This is a genomic window from Vibrio sp. Y2-5, from assembly GCF_014596725.1.
In the GTDB taxonomy this organism is placed as follows: domain Bacteria; phylum Pseudomonadota; class Gammaproteobacteria; order Enterobacterales; family Vibrionaceae; genus Vibrio.
In genome coordinates this window covers 848,435-867,987 of sequence record NZ_JACVEG010000001.1, presented here as the reverse complement: position 1 = coordinate 867,987, position 19,553 = coordinate 848,435, and the positions used below count along the sequence as shown (strand labels likewise).

Below are 19,553 nucleotides of genomic sequence, written 5' to 3'. Positions count from 1 at the left end.
AACACTGATGCACCCCTATATGTAGTGTCTAGGCCACTACATATAGGAAGAGCATAATCACAAAACCGTTAATAATTTTACAAGAATTACATATAAAAACGGTTTTAATCAGTTTTGTTAGGGAAATGAAGCAGAATGAACCAACAACTCACTGTCACAAAGCGTGATGGCCGCAAAGAAACTATTGATCTGGATAAGATCCATCGAGTGATCACATGGGCTGCTGAAGGCCTACAAAATGTCTCTGTATCACAAGTGGAACTTCGTGCTCACATCCAGTTCTACGATGGCATTACCACATCAGACATCCATGAAACGATTATTAAATCAGCAGCTGACCTGATCTCTGAAGAGAGTCCAGACTACCAATATTTAGCTGCTCGATTAGCGGTATTCCACCTACGTAAGAAAGCTTATGGTCAATATGAGCCACCAACACTATTAGACCACGTTTCGTCGATGGTGGAAAAGGGCAAATACGACAAGCACTTAATGGAAGATTACACGCGTGAAGATTTCATCAAGCTAGACAGCTTCATCGATCACCGTCGTGACCTAAACTTCTCATACGCTGCAGTCAAACAGCTTGAAGGTAAGTACTTTGTACAAAACCGCGTAACAGGTCAGATTTATGAGAGTGCTCAGTTCCTATACATTCTTGTAGCAGCATGTTTGTTTGCGAAATATCCAAAAGACACACGTTTGGAATACATCAAGCGTTTCTATGATGCGACGTCAACATTCAAGATTTCTCTACCTACACCAATTATGTCTGGTGTACGTACCCCTACCCGTCAGTTCAGTTCATGTGTTCTGATTGAGTGTGGTGACAGCCTAGATTCTATTAACGCAACAGCGAGCTCAATTGTTCGTTACGTTTCTCAACGCGCAGGTATTGGTATCAACGCCGGCCGTATTCGTGCATTGGGCTCAGAAATCCGTGGCGGTGAAGCTTTCCACACAGGTTGTATTCCATTCTACAAATACTTCCAAACAGCAGTGAAATGTTGTTCTCAAGGCGGTGTCCGTGGTGGTGCAGCAACTGTATTCTACCCTCTATGGCACGGCGAAGCTCAGTCTCTACTCGTTCTTAAGAACAACCGTGGTGTTGAAGAAAACCGTGTTCGTCATATGGACTACGGTGTTCAGCTAAACAAACTGATGTATCAACGTTTAGTTGAAGGCGGAAACATCACTCTGTTCTCTCCTTCTGACGTACCTGGACTTTACGATGCCTTCTTCCAAGATCAGGAAGAATTCGAGCGTCTATATGTGAAGTACGAGAACGATACGTCGATTAAGAAGACAACTGTTAAAGCTCTTGAAATGTTCACGCTACTCATGCAGGAACGAGCTTCAACAGGCCGCATTTACATTCAGAACGTTGACCACTGTAATACTCACAGTCCGTTTGATGCGAGTGTGGCTCCGGTTCGTCAATCAAACCTATGTTTGGAAATTGCACTACCAACCAAACCTTTAACTAACGTTGAAGATGACAATGGTGAAATTGCACTTTGTACTCTGTCTGCATTCAACCTAGGTTCGATTGAAAATCTAGACGATTTTGAAGAGCTAGCAGACCTAGTGGTTCGCGCGCTTGATGCTTTGTTAGATTATCAAGACTACCCACTACCAGCCGCTTATAAGTCAACTATGAATCGTCGTACGCTTGGCGTAGGTGTGATTAACTACGCATACTACCTAGCGAAGAATGGCGTTAAATACTCAGACGGCAGCGCAAATGCTCTGACACACCGTACTTTTGAAGCAATGCAATACTACTTGCTAAAAGCTTCCGTACAGCTAGCGAAAGAACACGGCAAGTGTCCTCTATTTGACGAAACTAATTACGCGAAAGGCTTGCTACCAATCGATACGTACAAACGTGATCTCGATAAAATCTGTGATGAAGAACTTCATTACGATTGGGACGCGCTACGTACAGAAATCATGGAGCACGGTCTACGTAACTCAACTCTGACTGCACTGATGCCTTCTGAGACATCTTCTCAGATTTCGAATGCAACTAACGGTATTGAAGCACCTCGTGGTTACGTATCGGTAAAAGCATCAAAAGACGGCATTTTGAAGCAAGTTGTACCAGAGTTCCTTAAATACAAAGAAAACTACGAGTTGCTTTGGAACATTGGTTCTAACGATGGTTATCTACACCTAGTTGGTATTATGCAGAAGTTCGTTGACCAAGCTATTTCAGCGAACACCAACTACGACCCGAGCAAGTTTGAATCTGGCAAAGTGCCAATGAAGAAACTGCTTCAGGATCTGCTGACTGCATACAAGTTTGGTGTGAAGACGCTGTACTACCATAACACTCGTGATGGTGCGAAAGACGATCAAAAAGACGTGGTGCAGCCACAAGATGACGACTGCGCTGGCGGCGGTTGTAAGATCTAATCTAATTGACTCGAATTTTTAACTGATTTGAATGCCCTTTGACGAAGGCAAAGGGCAAAATGGATGACAGCAAATGGCTTACAGTACTTTTACTCAGAAAAAGAATAACCAACTTAAAGAACCAATGTTTCTTGGTCAGCCAGTTAACGTGGCTCGCTATGACCAACAAAAATACGACATTTTTGAAAAACTGATCGAAAAACAACTTTCGTTCTTCTGGCGTCCTGAAGAAGTTGACGTTTCAAGTGACCGTATTGATTACAACAAGTTACCTGATCATGAAAAGCACATTTTCATCTCGAACTTGAAATATCAGACTCTGCTTGATTCAATCCAAGGCCGCAGCCCTAACGTTGCCCTACTTCCACTGGTTTCACTACCAGAGTTGGAAACGTGGATTGAAACTTGGTCTTTCTCAGAAACGATTCACTCTCGTTCGTACACACACATTATCCGTAACATCGTTAATGACCCAGCGGTAGTGTTTGACGATATCGTAGAAAATGAACACATCATCAAACGAGCGAAAGACATTGCACATTACTATGACACGCTGATCCAGTTAAGCAACGATTACCACCGATACGGCGAAGGTACTCACACGGTTAATGGCGAGACAATCAAAGTAAGCTTGTCTGCACTTAAAAAGCAACTATACCTATGCTTGATGTCAGTAAACGCACTAGAAGCGATTCGTTTCTACGTAAGCTTTGCTTGTTCATTTGCTTTTGCAGAACGTGAATTAATGGAAGGTAACGCGAAAATCATCAAGCTTATTGCTCGTGACGAAGCACTGCACCTTACCGGTACTCAGCATATGATCAACCTGCTTCGTAACGGCATGGATGATTTTGAGTTCCTGCAAATTGCAGAAGAGTGTAAACAAGAGTGTTTTGAGTTGTTTAAAGCTGCAGCTGAACAAGAGAAAGAGTGGTCTGAATACCTGTTCAAAGACGGATCTATGATTGGTCTGAACAAAGATATTCTGTCTCAATACGTTGAGTACATCACTAACATCCGTATGCAAGCGGTTGGCCTTGATGCAGCGTACCCGAATGCAACCAGCAACCCTATTCCATGGATCAACGCATGGTTATCGTCTGATAACGTTCAAGTTGCTCCGCAGGAAGCAGAAATCAGCTCATACCTCGTTGGTCAGATCGATAACGAAGTTGGCGCAGATGATTTCGAGGGCTTTGAGCTGTAATGGCAACGGTCAAAATCAACAAAATAATCACTATTGAATCTAACCCTTCAAACACATTGCTTGAAACCATGGAGCAAGCTGGGTTAGAGCCGGAATACAACTGCCGAGATGGTCATTGTGGAGCGTGTCGTTGCACGCTTCTCTCCGGCGAAGTCGAGTATGTTGGTTTTGCAATGGCGTATACGCAAAGCAACGAAATTTTGCCTTGCATATGTAAAGCAAAAACGCCAGTTGAACTATCCGATGTGCATTACCAGCCGAAAGCGAAACGAGCATAACCCTAGGTTATTCACTCGTATAAGCAGAAATAACATTGAAGCCAGAGCTAAGCTCTGGCTTTGTTCATTCCAAATAGGATCTCATCTGCCGTTCCCATAGAAACAGATTTATGACCGATTTCCCTACCGCCATCGTCATACAAAGACAAGCGATAGCCTGGATAGCTTGAATTATTGTTATCGACTGGCGCATGGCGCCACAATGAAACAACATCATGATCCTCACCACTGCCGGTAAGTGCCTCTCCTAACACTACTTTTTGGCTTGCAATTTCGTACCACACTAAGATTTTTGATTGTGAAAACATATCCAGCCTCCTGCCGAAGTCACAGCGACGAGTTTTCATTTTACAAACAAAATTAAGAAATTTCGGACTCATTTATGAGACGAATTTTTACCTCTCTTAAAATCATCGGTTTAGAACTTAGACAATTTACGCATAAGAAAAGAGATAAAGCCGACTTTGGTAATAAGCTAATTATTCATCAGCTTATTACCATTCATCATACGGAAAATAAAACTTGGTAGGACTTAAGGAGTGTAGATCAACTCAAAACACTACTGGGAAGATACATGTCTTTAGCTGTCGTCACTGAACTGTACTTGGCAAGAATAGGTTTTCCTTCCAAGTAACGACGTAACATATCAGCGGCAATGGTGCCGATAAGTTGCCTCTGTTCTGACGTGGTATAAGCGCGGTTGAACTTCAACGTTTGCCCCCATTCCCCTTGTGGAGCAGACAGGGAAACCGTGAAATGCTCTTCATTGAGCATACCCGTCACAAGTGAAAGATCGGTCGCGCACTTTTCTTTCGTTGCCGCTGCCAATGCAAAAGAAGCTGCCAGCGGGTCTTGATGCCCCAAACCTTCCTCCGCCTTATGGCTTAGTATCCAACTATGACCACTCAGCTTCTCTATCTCTGCATTGCTCAGCAGCCAATTAGATAGCCAACCTTTAGTTGATTGTTCAGCCAGAGCAAGTGACATCGCTTTTTCAGCCATAAGATGACCAATGTGTTCTAGCATTGGTTCATCCACACTGACAACATGTTGCTCTAAATGCGCGTATATCATTTGTAGCAGTTTTACTCGCGTATCTATGTCATTCCGAGGACCAAACAGCTTTACTTCAATAAACGGCAGATAAGAGCGGTAACCCAGCACATAGCCCTGAGGAAGCTGAAGTTTATCCAACTTGTCGGATATACCCGACTCTGTCGTGCCAAATGTATAAAGACGACTACACTCTAAACCTGCCTGTTGTGGATACTGCTTTTTCAAGTCTGGCAATATTTGCTCACTGACCATGAGCTTAAACTCTTTTGGCACACCCGGCGTGAAATAGAACCAGCAATCATTAATTTGAACCTTAAACCCGCAGGCTGTGCCAATTGGGTTATCAAGGATGATCGCTTTTTCAGGCAGCATGGCTTGTTTTATATTGCTTTCCGGCATTTTGATTTTACGTTTCGCAAAAAACGCTTCGAGTTTCTCTAGCCACTCTGGAAACAGTTTGAGGTCTTGCTCTGCGGCTAACGCTGCGCACTCAGAGCTTAGATCATCAGTTGTTGGTCCTAAGCCACCGTTGACAACTACCACATCGGCGTTGAAGCTCAACATTAATAGCTCTTCGACCAATGACGTTTTAGCATCTCCTACCGTTGAGCGTTTGTTTAACGCAAAACCATTTTGGAAAAACTCTCGTGACAACCAAGCTGCATTGGTATCAACGATATCTCCATGCAACACTTCCTCGCCAGTGCTTAACATTGCAACTTTGAGCATATTCTCACCCTTAATAAATTTACCTAACCTATACTCGGCTATATAACGTTCACTATATCCTCTGGAATGAGCTATTTCTCCAGAAGTTTTACGTTTATGTGCAATTTGATGTTTCCATGCTCAAGACTTTAATGGATAATTGTGACAGTGATCATCAAAAACAGTGCCTTGGAGCCTTTTGTGCTAAAGAAAACCATCACAGCCCTCACGTTATCAATGTCTGCATGTGCAAATGCAACGACATACTTTGACCAACACCCGCTTGAACTTGACTACTCAGTAAACTGTGCTGATTCTTTTTGTGCGTTTAGTACTCCACTTTCTTATCAGGCACCATCTCCATTTTCGATGAGCCTCTCTGAGCAACAAGACTTGCAAATAGATCAACCACTTCCCCGCTACCTGACTGTATCTAATGAAAAAGACGAAGAGTATTTAAGACAGCAAACCTATACCATATTAGGGTTGAGCGTTGCTACAGTGGCTTTGATGACTCTTCTTCCTGAATCTGTCACTAAATGGGATGCAGAGGATCGTAACCTTAGCGGCTTAGGGCAGAAATGGAAAGATAATGTCTCATCTGGACCAGTATGGGACAGAGACGAACACTACTTAAACTACATCATGCACCCCTATTTTGGCGGCGTGTACTACACAGCAGCACGTCATGCTGGTTACAACGAGTTTCAGTCTTTCTTGTATTCTTTCACAATGTCTGCGTTCTTCTGGGAATACGGCGTAGAAGCGTTTGCAGAAGTACCTTCCTATCAAGATCTATTTATCACACCATTCTTTGGCGCGGTTGTTGGCGAAATCATGTTCGAGACAGAGCAAGAAATTGTCGCCAATGGCGGTGAAGTCCTAGGTTCAGAAACAGTCGGCGACATAAGCTTATTTTTCCTAAACCCTGTTGGTCATATACACGGCTGGGTGAGCAATGCTTGGGGAGGTTCAGCCGAACTTCAGCTGCAAACGGACCCTTGGTATGGAAACAGTGATGCAGCGAACTTCGCGCTAAGTTCAGGTGTACCTTACGACGATCAGTTCTACTCTTTAAACTTTAAAGTAACGTTCTAATCTCAATTTTTGATATTTAAAAGCGCCGTGTTGGCGCTTTTAAATACTCTCTCCCAACTCAATTCTGTAGCCAAGATCAATACATTCTTGGTATTCCTTCTCGCCATTGAGTCGATTCATGATCTCTCTTGCCGCTATCTGCCCGATTTTTTCACGTGGTGTGACCACGGTTGCTAGCCTAGGTGTCATAGCCTGACTAATATCGTGCCCATGAAAACCTGCAATTGAAATTTGCTTAGGAACAGAGATGTTTCGCCTTACGCACTCATAAAACGCACCAATCGCTAAGTCATCGTTAGTACAAAATATGCCGTCAACCTTGGGATGTTTTTCAATTGCATCACCTAATAACTTTGCACCCAAAGTAAACGATGAGGCCGATTCCGTTTGGAGCGCCAAAGGTTCTAAGCCAGCCTCACTCATCGCCTGATTAAAACCAGACATTTTTTGACGGGTACGTTCGTCCATACGAGCTGCTAAATAGACAATCTGCTTGCATCCCTTTGCCAACATTGCTTTGGTCATATCTTTCGCCGCTGAGAAATTGTCAAAACCCACGGCTTGTTCAATTCTCGGCGAAATCGAGTCCATAATTTCAACCACTGGAATAGACGCGACTTGCAGCATTTTTTTCACCCTTTCTGAGTGAACATTTTCCGACAGGATAATAGCGTCCACGTTATAGGAGAGTAATGAAGCCACACTCTGCTCTTCCAGTTCAGAACTATAGCCATAGTGCGCAAGCATAGTTTGGTAGCCAGCGGGGCCAGTCACTTGCTCGATGCCTCGAATAACTTCAGCAAATACTTGGTTAGTTAAAGACGGGACTAAAACACCAATCGCATGGCTTTTCGCATTCGATAAGATATCTGGCGCGCGGTTGGGGATATAACCCAGTTCCTCGACCGCAGCGAGGACTTTCTCTTTTACAGCTGGAGAGACAGAATTGGGGTCACGTAGACAGCGACTGACTGTCATTTTGGTCACTCCGACTAAATTTGCTACATCCTGAAGCGTCGGACGTTTTTTCTTACTCACCATAAATAATTATTCTCTTTGTTACTGGTAACATTGTACTCAAGAGATCAATAGAGAAATAGACTTAATGACACTTATTTATTTGACTCCGCTATCAAAAAAGCGCCCACATAAAGAGCGCTTATTGATTAATGTTTAGTTTCTAACCGAGTTTCACTCTCCCAGAGCAAATGAAACTTTTCCGTAGACGGCTCATCTACCCGCGCATAGGTATGCGCACCGAAATAGTCTCGCTGCGCTTGTAACAAATTAGCTGGCGATTGTGAGCTCGACAAAGCGTCGTAGTAATTCAGAGCGGAGGTCATTGCTGGCATAGCAACACCTGACAATATTGCCTGAGCACTGCACGTTCTCCACCCTAATACTCGCTTGGAAAGCTGCTCAATGAAATCTTCAGCAAATAGCAGATGTTCAAGTTCAGAATTTTGCTCATATACAGCAGAAATGTTTTGCAGGAATGCCGCTCGTATAATGCAGCCCGAACGCCATATTTTCGCAATGTCCGAGAAATTAAGCTGCCAGCGCTCAAGCTCTGATTTACTTTTGAGTAAGTCAAAACCTTGGGCATAAGTGACTAATTTCGCGCAATACAAGCCATCTTCTAATGCTTTCAGAGCCTGTGTCTTGTCTTCTAAGCAAGTTTGCTTCACTGAAGGCAATATGGAAGAGGCTTTTGCTCGACGCCCTTTGTTAGCGCTTAATGCTCTGGCAAACACAGCCTGAGCAATCGTGGTTGCAGGGCTTCCCATTTGCAGCGCATTGACCGCTGTCCATAGCCCAGTACCTTTTTGCTCCGCGACATCCAGAATCATATCCACCAACGAATTACCCGTTCTTGGATCTTGTTGCTTGAGTATGTCTGCACTGATTTCCATCAAATAACTGTTGAGCGCACCTTGGTTCCAGACAGTAAACACTTCACCGATTTCGGTGGCAGACATCAGCAAAACTTGGCGCATGTACTGATACGCTTCACAGATAATTTGCATATCGGCATATTCAATGCCGTTGTGCACCATCTTCACGTAATGCCCTGCACCAGCCGGACCTAAGTATGCGGCACATGCCTCACCTGACTGATGAGAATCGATGGATAAGCCGTTCGAATCGACCTTAGCGGCAATTGCAGTCCACATAGGTTCAACGTGCTTCCATGCAATAGGATCGCCACTTGCCATTAAAGATGGGCCGTGTCGAGCACCTTGTTCACCGCCAGACACCGCTGTGCTGAAAAAGCGTAAACGATCAGCGAACACTTCTTCTCTACGCTCCGAGTCAGTCCACAAACTGTTACCAGTGTCGATAACAATATCTTGCGCTTCCAAGCCATTTTGCAGTAGTTGCTCGATGACTTGATCAACAACCTCGCCAGCAGGAACCGATAATGCGATGACTCTTGGCGATGCCAAAGAAGAAAGCAAATCCTTCAGATTCTGAGCAACTTTGAACTGCCCTTTATTCCGGTTCAATGAGAGTGCTTGAGCTTCTTTATCTGCTCGTAAACAGTGACTTTGGCTCAGGTCGAAGCCCACCACTGAAAACCCATGATCAACCAGATTAAGCGCAAGACTTTTGCCCATAACGCCTAATCCAATCATTGCAATCTGATAACTCAAGCGCTTTCTCCTTTGTAGCGAAGTCCTTGCAGAGCCTGCTCTAATACCTCTTCCATTGATGCTGAAACATCAACAAAAATGGCTTCGTCATCTTCAGGTTCAATCAAAGTATCAAACTGACTTTTCAACATCTTCTCGCCATGGAAATAGTGATTTGCGCGCTGCGACAAACGAGCCCAAATGGTGTCGTAGTCACCTTGCAAATAGACTATAGCTAAATCCTGATTGTTGTTACGCAGAATGTCTCTGTACTCTGGTTTAAGAGCAGAGCAAGCGATCACCGCTGACTCATGCTCCAAAAACAGAGTGTTCAAACGTTGTAACCACCCAATACGGTCTTCATCAGTAAGAGGAATTCCTTGCTTCATTTTTTCTACACTCTGCTCAGAGTGGTAGTCGTCACCGTCAAAGAATTTCAGGTTCAATGCTTTTGCGATAGCGCTGCCAACTGAGCTCTTACCACAACCTGAAACTCCCATAACCAATATTTTTTTTGGGTTCATTGAACACACTTCCCTAGACTACTCTCACCGTAGCCGCCTTACTAAATTCAATAAAAAGGGTTGCTTTTATTTCCACCACATAGCGAGCTGCGGGAAAGCAATGACCAAACCCAGAACAAAAATTTGCATAAATATGAATGGAATCAGTGATTGGAATATTTCGCCTAAACTGATTTCTTTTGGTGCTACCGATTTTAGGTAGAACGCAGCTGGACCAAATGGTGGTGATAAGAACGATACCTGCATGTTCAGACAGAACACGACACCAAACCAAATCGGGTCAAATCCTAAATTCGTGATAATAGGTACAAAAATTGGCATGGTTAACAGTGCAACACCAACCCAGTCCAAGAACATACCTAGTACCAGTAGAATCACCATCATAATGAACAGCGTTGCGAATGCACTGCCACCAGAAAGAGTAAGAATGGTTTCTTCAACGAAGTCGATACCACCCATCAGGTTGTATATACCAACCAAAGCACTCGCACCAATACCAATCCAGATGATCATCCCACAGGTACGCATCGTCGCCATCGCACTCTCTTGCAGCATCTTCCAGCTCATTTCTTTACGGATTACCGCGCTAATCATGATACCAACGACACCAAGAGCTGAAGCTTCAGTCACAGAAGCAACACCGCTATAAATACTGCCGAGAACCACTGCCACGGATAACAATGGGAAGAAAAGTGCTTTGAAGTAACTTGGCTTATTATCGTCTGCTGAATCTTCATCACTAAAATCAGGAGCCAAAGAAGGATTGATATAACAACGAATCAATACATAAGCGATATAACAAGTCGCTAGAATAAATGCAGGGATAAATGCCGCTTTAAACAGATCACCAATCGATACGCTTGCGGTCATACCATAGATGATAAGAACGATACTTGGCGGAAGCATAGTACCTAGCGCCCCACCCGCACACGTTGTACCAATAGCTAACTTACGGTCATAGCCCAAGCGAAGCATTTGCGGTAGTGCCAAAATACCTAACAGAACGGTTTCACCACCGATAACACCAGACATTGATGCCAGTAGAACCGCAACCAATAGAGTCTGAACTGCAACACCACCGCGAACTTTACGTCCCACAGACTTCATAGCGTCGAACAGATCTTTGGCGATACCCGAGCGATCCAGCATGGCTGCCATTAATACGAACATCGGAATGGCTAAGAAAATGTAGTCCGACGCAAAACTGTACATGCGGCTGGTGACCAAAGGAATCGCGTCAACACCAAACCAGCCAAGAGTAAATACGATAGCGACAAAACAGGTAACAAACGCAAGCTGCATACCGGTCAGCAATAAGCCGATCATCATGACCAGCATCAGCAAGCTGCCCCATTCAATACCAATAGAAGATAAATCAAACATCGTGTTTATTCCTTAAGGCTTGAATCTCTTGAATCATATGCAGAACAAACTGCACTACCAAAATGACCAAAGTGATAAAAATAACCGCTTTAAGCAGCGCAGGATAAGGCGGGTTGAAAGCTGAACCGGATGTTTCTAAACGCATCTCTCCCCAAGGAGCAAACCATGCACTTTCTACCGTGATATATGAGGCATAAGCCATCATTAATGCGAACGCCAAACCGACAGTATGGTGAACCATATTGAGATAGTGTTTAGCGCGCTTTGAAACATTGTCGTAGATAAGAACCACTCGAACGTGCTTGTTCGAAGCCATTGCATACACACCACCGAATACAAACAAACATCCGCCGATAAAGGCTGCCGTTTCATGTACCCACGTCGTTGGTGCGTCAAAAACGTAGCGCATAACAACTTCGTAGAAAGAAATCGCAACAGTCAAAAGAAACAACAAGCTAAGGGTGTTTCCGATACGTATGATTGCTCGGTCTAATGCGTTCTTTGGCTGATCATCAAGGTGTGATGTAGCCTGTAGCTTATTCTCGCTCATAACGAACTCTTTTAGTGAAATGAGAGAGGGCCGAAACACCCTCTCTAAATAAAGGAAGTACTTCGATTACAGTAGGTCGTTCTTCTCTAGGAACGCAGTCACTGACTCGTAAACCTTTTGTGCATTTGGTGAACGCTCAGCAAATACTTTCCATTGTTCACGAGCGATAGCACGGAACTTCTTACGCTCTTCATCAGACCAGTTGTGGATCGTGATATTTGGATTCGCGTTCGCTTCTTTTACTGCCGCTTGGTCAGCAATTTTTAGCTGTGTCGTAATGTCGTAAGAGAAATCACGTACAGATGTCTTCAGGATTTGTTGCAAATCTTCAGGCATCTTGTCCCATTTCTTCTGACTAATAGAAATATCGATCAGCGGTAGAGAGTGGAAACCAGGTTGAACAGGGTGTGCCGCAACATCATTCATACCCGCTTTTTGGTTTGTAGAGAATACTGTGTAGTCCGCTGCATCAATAACGCCTTTGCTAAGGCCAGTGAACACTTCAGAACCCGGTAGGTTAACTGGAGTTGCACCTGCTGCTGCAAAAACTTGCTGAACCAGACCTTCTGGAGCACGTAGTTTTAGACCTTTCAAATCTGCAACGCTATCAAGCGGCTTTTTAGAAACAAGAGATTCTACACCAGTCGTCGATGCACCAATAAACTTAACGCCGTAAGGTTTGTAAAGCTCAGTTAGAAGCTCGTTACCACCGCCGTAGTTCATGTATTGAAGAAGTTGAGTCGTGTCAGACCAAGCGCCAACCATGTTACCTAATAGGCCGAATGCTGGATCTTGACCAGAGAAGAACTCTGTAGCTGTTACGTGGCCATCAAGAATACCCATTTTGATTGAGCTTAGCGTTTCTGTGTGTTTAACAACTGCACCTACTGGCAACAAGTCAATGTCGATGCGACCGCCAGACATTTTTTCAACGTTATCAGCCCAAACTTGTTGAATTTGGAAGTTGCGGTCACCCGATGGATCAGAAGACTGAATTTTCAGTTTGAAATCAGCCGCCATCGCTGACATGGACACTAGGCCTGTCACAGCAGTAGCGATAAGCGTTCTCGTCATAGCTTTCATTTGTCTATCCTTATTTGCTTCACGTAAATACCGGATTATATTTTTATGTTACCGGTAACCTTGAGACTCAATGTTACCGGTAACTGTTACTATAAGTCTATGCGGATGATCACAGGATTTAAACATTAATTAACAAACAAGCTATTTTTATAAGAGAGCAATTAACAGGTTCGACGGACACAGGCTTGAACAATTGTGCTGAGGGTTAAATAAATGAAAATATTAGAATATCGCGACATCAAAAAATTGACATGGGTCAAGTCTCAAAGACATATAACGCCTAAACTCAAATAGAAAAGTGATTTTGTAATGATGTTCGGAGGCCTCATATGACTTGTACCTTTATTGTAAGTTTCGTTGGAAAAGCAACACCCGCAACAATCAAATCCTTGGCCGCTGCGACAAATGAAAATAATGGTAAATGGCTAATTAGTAAAGTTAATTTTATTGAAGACCAAGTTGCCGCAGTTATCAAAATCGAAATACCGGAAGAGAATGCAGATGTTGTCAAGGAAGCATTCTATGCAACGCCAGATCTACTGGTAAAAATAGTCGACGTCGCTGAGCACGTGCAACTCGAAGATAAGATCTACCAAATTCGTATTGATTCTAACGACCGCTACGGAGTAGTTAACGAGATCACCCATGTTCTTGATGAACAAGATGTACATATTCTTGATATGGATTGCCAACGCGTGTTTATTGCTGGCGGAGGTGGTGTAAGCTCTAGCTTGTTTACTGCAAACTTAGCCGTGCGTTTACCTGTTGAGCGTCAAATCAAAGATGTGGCGAGTGAACTAGAAGCACTAAGTGAAGATACTCGCGTTATTATTGAATCTTAATAACCGACCGTATAAAAAAACCACCGCGGTTTGCGGTGGTTTTTCATTATTCGCAACGTCTTATTTAACAGACCATTGAGAAAGCGAACGTTTGAAGTCTTGGTAACCAAACTCGTTCAGCTTTTGAATCTCACCGTTGCTGCGTTCACAGTAAACAGAAGGCATCTTCAAGCCATTGAACCAGTTGAGTTTCACCATGGTGTAACCCGCACTGTCCAAGATGTGAAGCTTCTGACCAATTTGCAGTGGCTGATCAAACTTAGCAATACAGAATTGGTCACCAGCCAAACATGAACACGAACCAATCACGTATTCATGCTCGCCAGATTCACTGGCCTCCAGTACTGAAGCAGGCTCATTATAGATAAGTGTATCTAAACGGTGTGCTTCGGTGGCAGAGTCGACAATCGCCGTCTTCATACCGTTTTCTACGATATCAACCACTGTCACTACTAAGTCAGTTGTTTTAGTGATGATCGCTTCGCCCGGCTCTAGGTATAGTTGCACGCCATGTTTTTCAGAGAACGCTTTCAGTGCCAAGCCCAGTTTTTCTACGTCATAACCCGGCCAAGTGAAGAACACGCCACCGCCCATGCTTACCCAATCCAGTTTGTTTAGGTACTCTCCAAAACGCTCAGAAATAGAATCCAGCAAGCCGATGAAGGCATCCACATCTTTGTTTTCACAGTTCATGTGGAACATCACACCATTAATCGAATCGAATACCGACTCGTCAATCTGATCTGCCTGTACACCTAGGCGAGAAAATTTGCGTGCTGGGTTAGCAAGGTCTTGACCTGCGTAGCTAACACCTGGATTAAGACGCAAACCGATTGACGCTTTACCTTCCACAAGGTGACGGTACGCAGAAAGTTGAGATTGTGAGTTGAAGATCATCTTGTCACAGATGTCCGCCACTTCTTTAACGTCATCTTCGCTGTAACCAACACTGTATGCGTGAGTTTCACCGCCAAACTTCTCGTAGCCTAATTTAACTTCGAATGGACCCGAGCTCGTTGTTCCGTCAAGGTACGGTTTGATGATGTCAAACACACCCCAAGTGGAAAAGCACTTCAGCGCCAAAACCAATTTAACACCTGACAGCTCTTTCAAGCGTTTAGCGATTTCTAAATTCGCAATCAACTTGTCTTCATCAATCATGAAGTACGGAGTTTTTAGTTCGCTTTTTTGCATTTCTACCTTCACTCTAAAATTGAACAAAGCCGACGCTAACGCATCGGCTTTCTGTTAAATAAGTGAGTTAAAGACTCTATCTTATTTAAGGATCTTAATGTCTGGTTGACCTGGTTCTAATTCCAGAACATCCCAGCCTAGACCAATCTCTGGCATAGTCTCCAAGAACACATCTGGGTTTAGCTGCTCCATGTTGAACACGCCAGCTTCTGCCCATTCGCCACGGAAGTATTGTAGAGCAGCTGTAATTGCAGGAACACCAGTAGTGTATGCAATCGCTTGATGTTCTACATCTTTGTATGCCACTTCGTGGTCTGCATTGTTGTAGATAAAGACACTGCGCTCTTTACCATCTTTCTTACCTTGTACCCAAGTACCAATACAAGTTAAGCCAGTGTAACCTGGTGCCAAAGATGTTGGGTCTGGAAGCAATGCTTTCAGAACGTGTAGAGGCTGAACTACAGTACCATCTTGCAGTGTGATTGGGTCTGGGCTTAATAGACCAATATCACGCATACAGTTGAAGTAATTTAAGTAGCGATCGCCGAAGCCCATCCAGAATTCAATACGTTTTGCTGGAATGAACTCTTTCAGAGAGCGAACTTCATCGTGCGCCATTGAGTACACTTTAAATGGACCACAGTTCGGAAAATCAAACTCAAGCATACGTGTATGACATGGAACCACTTTCCATTCGCCATTTTCCCAGTAGAAAGAATCACCCTGAATTTCAAGCATGTTGGTTTCTGGGTCGAAGTTGGTTGCGAACTTCTTACCGTGGTCACCTGCGTTCACATCCATGACGTCGATAGTATCGATTTCATCAAACAAGTGCTTCGCTGCATATGCCGCAAATACACTTACTACGCCTGGATCGAAACCAGCGCCTAGAATACCAGTGATACCCGCTTCCTTAAACTTCTCTCGGAACGCCCATTGTGGATCGTAAGCTTCAGGAACCTGCTGACCTTCAGAGCAAAGATCTACCGCTACTGATGTATCTAGGTAAGATACTTTTGCTTGATAACACGCTTCCATGATTGCAACGTTAACCCAAGGAGGGCCAGCGTTAATCACAAGATCTGGCTTAACCTCTTTAATTAATGCAACCAACGCGTCTACGTCATCTGCATCAACCGCACGAGCTTCTAGCTTCTTAGTAGAATCTTTTAAGTTATTTTTACCCTTAATTGATTCAATGATCTTCTCACACTTCCCGATAGAACGAGAAGCAATGGTAATATCACCCAGCACGTCGTTGTTTTGAGCCGCTTTATGTGCAACGACCCAACCAACACCGCCCGCACCAATCTGTAGAATTGACATTATATCCTATACCTTTATTTCGCTAGCTCTGACGCTAGAGTTTCAATTTTAGCCAGTAGAGATTCGAAGTCCGAAATCTTCAAGCATGGGTTCAAGATTGTGAATTTCAAGGCAGTTTTGCCATCCACAATGGTTTCGCCAAGTACAGCGATACCACGTACCAGCGCTTCCATTCGAACAGCTTTGTTAAGCTCATCAAAATCAGTCGCTTGGCTGTCTACAGCGCGGAATAACACGGTAGACAAAGATGGTTCAGCCAAAAGCTCAAACGCTTTATGCTGACGAACCAAATCGGCCACTTCCAGAGTTTGTTCTAATAAGTGGTCATACATTGCGCCCAGTTGTTTAGGACCAACGTTTTGCATGGTCATAAACACTTTCAAGGCATCAAATCGTTTTGTTGTCGCGATAGACTTATCAACCAAATTTGGCAAAGTGTCGTGTTCGCGGTTTAAGTAATCTGCATGGTGTAGCAGGAACTTGAAGTTGCTCTTATCTTTAAGAAGCAGAGCGCCACAGCTGATGGTTTGGAAGAACAATTTGTGGAAGTCCACGCTCACTGAGTGAGCACGTTCTACACCGTTCAAACGGTCTTTATGGCTGCTCAAAATCAACGCGCCACCGTATGCACTGTCTACGTGCATCCATAGGTCGTGTTTTTCTGAAACATCAGCGATAGTCGCTAGATCATCAATCGCGCCGTGGTCAGTCGTGCCTGCTGTACCAACCACTGCAAACGGAATCAAACCTTCCGCTTTCGCTGCTTCCACAGCGGCTTCAAGCTTAGTCACATCCATCGTGCCGTTTGGCATAGCATCGACTGTCAGAACCGCTTTCTCACCTAAGCCCATCCAGGAAGCTGACTTCTGCACTGTGAAGTGCGATTTCTTCGAACAGATAATGCGAAGTTTGTCTGCGTAATCTGGTAGACCCAGTTTCTGAATCGAGTGACCGCTTAGTTTGTCAGCAATCCAGTCACGAGCCAGCATTAAGCCCATTTGGTTGCTCTGAGTACCACCACTGGTGAAGATACCGTCAGCGTCTGCGCCTAGTTCATACTTAGCACACATCCAATCAACCACTTTCTGCTCAACAAATGTTGCGGCAGAAGCCTGGTCCCATGAATCCATAGATTGGTTCAAAGACGCAATGATCGCTTCAGCAACCACAGATGGCATCAACGGTGGAGTATGAAGGTGAGCGATACAGTCTGGGTGTTGAACAATGATAGAGTTCTTCGCGACCAAATCAGCCGTGTCTGAAATCACTTCGTTTAGGGAAGCATTCTTGTTATCAAGGTCAACCGCGTAAATCGCTTCTTCTAACGCTTTTGGATCCATACCTGAGTATGGTGCATTCACTTGTTCGAATACCGCTTTCATAGCCGCAGTCGTGTGGTTCATCACTTTAGAGAACTCAGTGCTGCCCATCTCACCTGTTTGGATGAAGTGTTTCTTCCACTCTTGGTTGCTTGGCTCTGGGTCTTTATGACCGCCACCAGCAGCAAGAATCGCTTCTTCTAGAGTACGCAGTGCGAAGTCGATTTGCTCAAAAGAGATAATCAATGGTGGAAGGAAACGAATAACCGAACCATCTCGGCCACCTTTCTCAACCATCAGACCACGTTCAAGCGCTGCACGCTGAATGCCAAGCGTTAATTGGGGCGCAGATTTTGGCTCACCAAACTTATTCAGTTCACCACTTGGATCTTTAATTTCAAGACCCAGCATCAAACCTTTACCACGTACTTCTGCAATACAGTTCACGCGGCTTTGAATTTTTTCTAAGCCCATACGTAGGTATTGGCCCGCAATGTTTGCGTGCTCTACTAGGCTGTCACGATTGATAATTTCCAATGCTTTCGCACCAGAAACCATGGCTAATTGGTTACCACGGAACGTACCGGTGTGCTCACCTGGCTTCCATGTATCAAACTTCTTGTTGATCACCAATAGCGCCATTGGCAAACCACCGCCAATGGCTTTAGAAAGACAAAGTACGTCAGGAACAATACCCGCTTCTTCAAATGCGAAGTTGTAACCAGTTTTACCAACGCCACACTGTATTTCATCGAGGATGAGCAGGATTTCATGCTCGTCACAGATTCGGCGTAGCTCGCGTAGCCAGAACGTAGGTGCTGGTATAACGCCACCTTCACCCTGCACCGGTTCAACAATAATAGCGGCGGGCTTCATAATGCCAGATTCATCATCGTTCAACAGGCGTTCGATGTAACGAATGCTCGCTTTCGCGCCTTCGTCACCACCCAGACCGAATGGGCAACGAATGTTGTACGGGAAAGGCATAAAGTGTACGTCTGACATCAAGCCAGTACGGCGCGCTTTCGTGTTTAGGTTACCCATCATGCCCATAGTACCATTTGTCATACCATGGTAAGCACCACGGAAGGCAAACATGGTATTACGACCCGTGGTTTGCTTTGCAAGCTTGATTGCCGCTTCAACGGCATCGGCACCAGAAGGGCCAGTGAACTGAACTACACAGTTATCACCAAGCTCAGAAGGTAAGAAACCTTTCACTGCTTTAATGAAGTCTGTTTTAGACTTAGTAGCAATATCAAGCGTTTGGTACGGTAAACCCGTATCTAACTGTTGTTTAAGCGCCTGATTAATCTCAGGATGGTTGTAACCTAACGCCAGCGTACCCGCACCTGCCAAACAATCTAGAAAGATTTGGCCACGAGTATCTTCTACCAAACAGCCGTAGGCTTGTTTGATAGCAATAGGTAAACGACGTGGATATGAACGTACTTCAGACTCGTGTTCTGCTTGTTCAAGGAGAACTTCATCAGGAGTAAGATCGTAAACACCGTCTACGACTGGAATTTGGTTTGAAATTACGGTTGCGATAGTGTTATCGACTTCAAAGGCTGTACTCATTTCCATCACCTTGAAAAATAATAAATTTCTGTTCATTTCTCTACGCTGACTTAAATAAGAGAAACGACAAATAGCAAAACGTTCCGTCTGTAAAACACAGATACGGAATACTGGGCCATCTTTTTTGATAGCAATTAACTAAAACAGAGGATCAAGGTTCTGTAATGCTGCTGTTTTCATAAACAGGGCATTCTGGAAGTACAAAGCTGATTACTGGTTGTAGTTTAAATGAATTCAATGTTGGGTTTCCCATAAGTATGCTGTTCCCACAGCATTAAGTATCCCGTCTATCAACAAAAGGACTTGCTGATACCTACCCTACGTAATGTCACAATCAGCCTGAATGGTCATTA

General features: G+C 44.1%; 16 protein-coding genes. 5 read left to right on the top strand and 11 right to left on the bottom strand.

The features are described 5' to 3' along the window. Positions 1-135 precede the first annotated feature (135 nt). From nrdA to yfaE, 3 genes are all read left to right on the top strand, one after another. On the top strand, positions 136-2,418 hold the full coding sequence (gene nrdA, locus HUO09_RS04005) for a class 1a ribonucleoside-diphosphate reductase subunit alpha (RefSeq protein WP_167412801.1): 2,283 nt from the start codon (positions 136-138) through the stop codon (positions 2,416-2,418). Positions 2,419-2,491: 73 nt separating this feature from the next. Continuing rightward, positions 2,492-3,625 carry a class Ia ribonucleoside-diphosphate reductase subunit beta gene (nrdB, locus tag HUO09_RS04000; RefSeq protein ID WP_167412800.1) on the top strand — a complete coding sequence of 378 codons (1,134 nt, stop codon included), beginning with the start codon at positions 2,492-2,494 and terminating at the stop codon, positions 3,623-3,625. Next, positions 3,625-3,903 (top strand): class I ribonucleotide reductase maintenance protein YfaE, encoded by a 279-nt coding sequence (yfaE, locus tag HUO09_RS03995; RefSeq protein ID WP_102953075.1) that lies wholly within the window; start codon positions 3,625-3,627, stop codon positions 3,901-3,903. The genes nrdB and yfaE overlap by 1 nt, the downstream gene beginning before the upstream one ends. Positions 3,904-3,950: 47 nt before the next feature. Here yfaE and HUO09_RS03990 read toward each other — a convergent pair whose 3' ends face one another. Together HUO09_RS03990 and HUO09_RS03985 are read right to left on the bottom strand one after the other, a co-directional pair. Beyond that, a complete protein-coding gene (locus HUO09_RS03990) occupies positions 3,951-4,211 on the bottom strand; it encodes a hypothetical protein (RefSeq protein ID WP_042487736.1) in 261 nt (86 codons plus the stop codon). 238 nt (positions 4,212-4,449) lie between these two features. Further along, the gene (locus HUO09_RS03985) at positions 4,450-5,688 is read right to left on the bottom strand and encodes a CinA family nicotinamide mononucleotide deamidase-related protein (RefSeq protein WP_167412798.1); all 1,239 of its coding nucleotides are present in this window, start codon (positions 5,686-5,688) and stop codon (positions 4,450-4,452) included. 141 nt (positions 5,689-5,829) lie between these two features. Here HUO09_RS03985 and HUO09_RS03980 point away from each other — a divergent pair, with 141 nt between their 5' ends. Then, positions 5,830-6,765 (top strand): DUF3943 domain-containing protein, encoded by a 936-nt coding sequence (locus tag HUO09_RS03980; RefSeq protein WP_373563677.1) that lies wholly within the window; start codon positions 5,830-5,832, stop codon positions 6,763-6,765. 39 nt (positions 6,766-6,804) lie between these two features. Here the strand turns inward: HUO09_RS03980 and gntR are convergent, their stop codons facing one another. The 6 genes from gntR to HUO09_RS03950 form a co-directional block, all read right to left on the bottom strand. Beyond that, positions 6,805-7,806, bottom strand: a complete 1,002-nt coding sequence (gene gntR, locus HUO09_RS03975; RefSeq protein ID WP_167412796.1) for a gluconate operon transcriptional repressor GntR — start codon at positions 7,804-7,806, stop codon at positions 6,805-6,807. A gap of 125 nt (positions 7,807-7,931) precedes the next feature. Then, positions 7,932-9,401 (bottom strand): NADP-dependent phosphogluconate dehydrogenase, encoded by a 1,470-nt coding sequence (gene gndA, locus HUO09_RS03970; protein ID WP_188233198.1) that lies wholly within the window; start codon positions 9,399-9,401, stop codon positions 7,932-7,934. Positions 9,402-9,415: 14 nt separating this feature from the next. Then, complete coding sequence (locus HUO09_RS03965; RefSeq protein ID WP_188233039.1) at positions 9,416-9,922, bottom strand: gluconokinase; 507 nt, start codon at positions 9,920-9,922, stop codon at positions 9,416-9,418. Positions 9,923-9,988: 66 nt separating this feature from the next. Beyond that, positions 9,989-11,305 carry a TRAP transporter large permease subunit gene (locus HUO09_RS03960; RefSeq protein ID WP_188233038.1) on the bottom strand — a complete coding sequence of 439 codons (1,317 nt, stop codon included), beginning with the start codon at positions 11,303-11,305 and terminating at the stop codon, positions 9,989-9,991. After that, on the bottom strand, positions 11,298-11,855 hold the full coding sequence (locus HUO09_RS03955) for a TRAP transporter small permease subunit (protein WP_167413826.1): 558 nt from the start codon (positions 11,853-11,855) through the stop codon (positions 11,298-11,300). Before HUO09_RS03955 ends, HUO09_RS03960 begins: the two co-directional genes overlap by 8 nt. 66 nt (positions 11,856-11,921) lie before the next feature. Continuing rightward, on the bottom strand, positions 11,922-12,938 hold the full coding sequence (locus HUO09_RS03950) for a TRAP transporter substrate-binding protein (RefSeq protein WP_167413825.1): 1,017 nt from the start codon (positions 12,936-12,938) through the stop codon (positions 11,922-11,924). 329 nt (positions 12,939-13,267) lie between these two features. Here HUO09_RS03950 and HUO09_RS03945 point away from each other — a divergent pair, with 329 nt between their 5' ends. Beyond that, positions 13,268-13,780, top strand: a complete 513-nt coding sequence (locus HUO09_RS03945; RefSeq protein WP_188233037.1) for a glycine cleavage system protein R — start codon at positions 13,268-13,270, stop codon at positions 13,778-13,780. A 60-nt stretch (positions 13,781-13,840) separates the two neighbouring features. On the opposite strand, the gene nspC is transcribed toward HUO09_RS03945, so the two are convergent. The 3 genes from nspC to HUO09_RS03930 form a co-directional block, all read right to left on the bottom strand. After that, on the bottom strand, positions 13,841-14,974 hold the full coding sequence (gene nspC, locus HUO09_RS03940; protein WP_188233036.1) for a carboxynorspermidine decarboxylase: 1,134 nt from the start codon (positions 14,972-14,974) through the stop codon (positions 13,841-13,843). 81 nt (positions 14,975-15,055) lie between these two features. Further along, a complete protein-coding gene (locus HUO09_RS03935) occupies positions 15,056-16,300 on the bottom strand; it encodes a carboxynorspermidine synthase (RefSeq protein ID WP_188233035.1) in 1,245 nt (414 codons plus the stop codon). Between the two features lie 14 nt (positions 16,301-16,314). Then, positions 16,315-19,200, bottom strand: coding sequence for a pyridoxal phosphate-dependent class III aminotransferase (locus HUO09_RS03930; protein ID WP_188233034.1), 2,886 nt, complete (start codon positions 19,198-19,200; stop codon positions 16,315-16,317). Between the last annotated feature and the right edge of the window lie 353 nt (positions 19,201-19,553).

Excerpts from the sequence above, each read along its gene's own strand:
- HUO09_RS03960 (WP_188233038.1), bottom strand. The coding sequence starts at position 11,305 with ATGTTTGATTTATCTTCTATTGGTATTGAATGGGGCAGCTTGCTGATG.
- gntR (WP_167412796.1), bottom strand. The coding sequence starts at position 7,806 with ATGGTGAGTAAGAAAAAACGTCCGACGCTTCAGGATGTAGCAAATTTA.
- gndA (WP_188233198.1), bottom strand. The coding sequence starts at position 9,401 with ATGATTGGATTAGGCGTTATGGGCAAAAGTCTTGCGCTTAATCTGGTT.
- yfaE (WP_102953075.1), top strand. The coding sequence starts at position 3,625 with ATGGCAACGGTCAAAATCAACAAAATAATCACTATTGAATCTAACCCT.
- HUO09_RS03950 (WP_167413825.1), bottom strand. The coding sequence starts at position 12,938 with ATGAAAGCTATGACGAGAACGCTTATCGCTACTGCTGTGACAGGCCTA.
- nspC (WP_188233036.1), bottom strand. The coding sequence starts at position 14,974 with ATGCAAAAAAGCGAACTAAAAACTCCGTACTTCATGATTGATGAAGAC.
- HUO09_RS03990 (WP_042487736.1), bottom strand. The coding sequence starts at position 4,211 with ATGTTTTCACAATCAAAAATCTTAGTGTGGTACGAAATTGCAAGCCAA.
- nrdA (WP_167412801.1), top strand. The coding sequence starts at position 136 with ATGAACCAACAACTCACTGTCACAAAGCGTGATGGCCGCAAAGAAACT.
- HUO09_RS03965 (WP_188233039.1), bottom strand. The coding sequence starts at position 9,922 with ATGAACCCAAAAAAAATATTGGTTATGGGAGTTTCAGGTTGTGGTAAG.
- HUO09_RS03935 (WP_188233035.1), bottom strand. The coding sequence starts at position 16,300 with ATGTCAATTCTACAGATTGGTGCGGGCGGTGTTGGTTGGGTCGTTGCA.
- nrdB (WP_167412800.1), top strand. The coding sequence starts at position 2,492 with ATGGCTTACAGTACTTTTACTCAGAAAAAGAATAACCAACTTAAAGAA.
- HUO09_RS03955 (WP_167413826.1), bottom strand. The coding sequence starts at position 11,855 with ATGAGCGAGAATAAGCTACAGGCTACATCACACCTTGATGATCAGCCA.
- HUO09_RS03985 (WP_167412798.1), bottom strand. The coding sequence starts at position 5,688 with ATGCTCAAAGTTGCAATGTTAAGCACTGGCGAGGAAGTGTTGCATGGA.
- HUO09_RS03930 (WP_188233034.1), bottom strand. The coding sequence starts at position 19,200 with ATGAGTACAGCCTTTGAAGTCGATAACACTATCGCAACCGTAATTTCA.
- HUO09_RS03945 (WP_188233037.1), top strand. The coding sequence starts at position 13,268 with ATGACTTGTACCTTTATTGTAAGTTTCGTTGGAAAAGCAACACCCGCA.